This is a genomic window from Klebsiella sp. 2019SCSN059, from assembly GCF_021739525.1.
In the GTDB taxonomy this organism is placed as follows: Bacteria; Pseudomonadota; Gammaproteobacteria; order Enterobacterales; family Enterobacteriaceae; genus Klebsiella; species Klebsiella quasipneumoniae.
The window spans coordinates 1-2,351 of the sequence record NZ_JAKKOM010000092.1 but is presented as its reverse complement, the minus strand read 5'-3'; the positions used below and the strand labels follow the sequence as shown (position 1 = coordinate 2,351).

At 45.1% G+C, this 2,351-nt stretch carries 2 protein-coding genes and 1 pseudogene; 1 reads left to right on the top strand and 2 read right to left on the bottom strand.

What is annotated here, in order from left to right; translation table 11 throughout:
• Nucleotides 1-79: 79 nt before the first annotated feature.
• Nucleotides 80-595: pseudogene (locus tag L2I46_RS28950) on the top strand (ABC transporter ATP-binding protein); the annotation flags it as partial.
• A gap of 38 nt (nucleotides 596-633) precedes the next feature.
• On the opposite strand, the gene L2I46_RS28945 reads toward L2I46_RS28950, so the two are convergent.
• Nucleotides 634-1,209 carry a glutathione S-transferase family protein gene (locus tag L2I46_RS28945; RefSeq protein WP_001176353.1) on the bottom strand — a complete coding sequence of 192 codons (576 nt, stop codon included), beginning with the start codon at nucleotides 1,207-1,209 and terminating at the stop codon, nucleotides 634-636.
• A 73-nt stretch (nucleotides 1,210-1,282) separates the two neighbouring features.
• Nucleotides 1,283-2,209 (bottom strand): inhibitor-resistant extended-spectrum class A beta-lactamase PER-1, encoded by a 927-nt coding sequence (locus L2I46_RS28940; RefSeq protein WP_001100753.1) that lies wholly within the window; start codon nucleotides 2,207-2,209, stop codon nucleotides 1,283-1,285.
• Between the last annotated feature and the right edge of the window lie 142 nt (nucleotides 2,210-2,351).

Here is a 2,351-nt window from a genome sequence, read left to right as displayed (position 1 = left end):
GTAAGCAGAGTTTTTGAAATGTAAGGCCTTTGAATAAGACAAAAGGCTGCCTCATCGCTAACTTTGCAACAGTGCCGCTATGGTGACCCAGGATACCTCCCTGCTACACCGTACTGTAAGGGAAAATATTTTATATGGTCGTCCTGGCGCTACCGAAGCGGAAATGATTGAAGCAGCCCGTTTAGCCGAAGCCGATGCTTTTATTCAGGAGCTTACCGATCCTAAAGGCAACAGTGGCTACGACGCTCAGGTGGGCGAACGTGGAGTCAAGCTTTCTGGTGGTCAACGTCAACGTATTGCAATAGCTCGGGTTTTACTGAAAAACGCCCCTATTCTGATTTTGGATGAAGCCACCTCAGCGCTGGACTCCGAAGTAGAATCAGCTATTCAGCATAGTCTGACTCAGTTGATGATAGGCAAAACGGTTATAGCCATTGCACACCGTTTATCTACCATAGCAGCTATGGACAGGCTGATCGTTCTGGATCAAGGTCGTATTGTGGAACAAGGCAGTCATCAGGAACTGATCGCCAAAGGCGGTATTTACGCTCAATTATGGGCGCATCAAACCGGCGGCTTTATTGGTGTGGAATAAATAATAAAGGTCAGAGTCTTGGCTCTGACCTGTTGTTTTTAGCTTAAACGCGGGTCGGTTTCAGCGACCATCGGCCGGTTTAAATGCGCATTTCTGAACTGTAATAATACAGGGAAGGGTTTTAAGTCGACTAAATCGCGGAACAATATCCAGTCGATTAAAGTGAACAGACTGATACCAGGATAGTCCCAGTCACCGAAATGCCCTGCCCTGATTTGTTGCTCAAGTGCCTCTAGCGTCGCCTGAATTCGCTCATGCTGAAGATTAAAAAACAATTTATCTTCAGTCACGTCAAAACCTGAGCGCTTACAAAGCAGTAATTCAACCAAGGAGTCTGTGCAGGCATTGATGGTCGTCAGACCGTTTTCCTGATCCCAGCTCAATGGTTTGAATTTCAGTTTCGAAGCCAAATAACGATAAATTACGCCTGAATCAAAAATAACCTGCTCTCCATCCACTAACACAGGCACTTTGCGTGCCGGATTATGTTGTACCAACACTGAACGGCCTTCAGACTCAAAAATATTAAGCGCTACAAACTGATAAGGTTGCCCTGCCAGTACTAAACGTAAACGACGAACAAAAGGGGAAGCCACTGAACCTAATAACTGCATAACCTACTCCAATTTCAAACCATAGCTTTAGTGTACAACCAGAGTCAGCGGCTTAGATAGTGCTGATAGTCTGTTAATTTGGGCTTAGGGCAGAAAGCTTTTTCAATTCAAATTGATACGCAGTCTGAGCAACCTGCGCAATGATAGCTTCATTGGTTCGGCTTGACTCGGCTGAGTCTTTCACAAAAACAGCAACCAGCAAGGGCCGTCCATCAGGCAACAGAATGATACCTAAATCATTAGTGGCCGCAGTTTTTCCGGCTTTGATACCCGAAGTACCAGTTTTATGTGCGACCACAGTACCAGCTGGTAACAAACCTTTTAACCGCTCTGGTCCTGTGGTGGTTTCGACCATCCACTTCCATAACAAAGCCTGCGAGGTTTCAGACAGCTGTGTTTTTTGCTCAAACTTTTTCAGGATCTCTGCAGCACCTTTCATCGAGGTCCAGTTTTGATACTGCACCTGATCATCGGCGTGCATCTGCGCTTCATTTGCGACCACAGCGGTCTCCTTTATACCCATAGACTGGATATAGTCATGCAAAGCAGCTGGTCCACCAACCAGTTCAAATAACAAATCACAGGCCACGTTATCGCTGTGCGAGACCGAGTATTGCAGCAGTTGCTGCACTGGAACACTAAACTCGTCTCCCTGATACGCTTTCATTATCGGAGCCCAGGTATTCTGTAAAACCTTAGCCCTGTTTACGATAACGGTCTGATTTAAATCCAACTTTCCCTGATCAACCTGATGCAGTACCAACATAGCTAAATGCAATTTAAATACACTTTGCATTGGGAATTTTTCAAAAGGATTAATCAGTAAAGGTTCCAGATCGTCAGGCCCCCACACTGCAACGCCTACAGTGGCTTTTTTTCCAATGACTATGGATTCAATTTGCTCTTTTAACAGTGGGGATTGCGCTGAGGTTTCGAATGAACTAAAAGATACCATCAGTAGCGTCGAGGCAGTAACTACAGCTTTTATAATGACATTCATCGGATTGTCCTTTTGATAAGTCGATATGAATTATACAAAAGGCAGCCAAAGCTGCCTTTTTAGGGGGGTATAGGAAGTATAAACCACCTTTTTGCTCCTCATCCGAAGTATCTTACCTGAAATTCCCTCACTCGTTTACCGC

Coding starts and splice junctions, on each gene's coding strand:
- L2I46_RS28945 (WP_001176353.1), bottom strand. CDS start 1,209: ATGCAGTTATTAGGTTCAGTGGCTTCCCCTTTTGTTCGTCGTTTACGT.
- L2I46_RS28940 (WP_001100753.1), bottom strand. CDS start 2,209: ATGAATGTCATTATAAAAGCTGTAGTTACTGCCTCGACGCTACTGATG.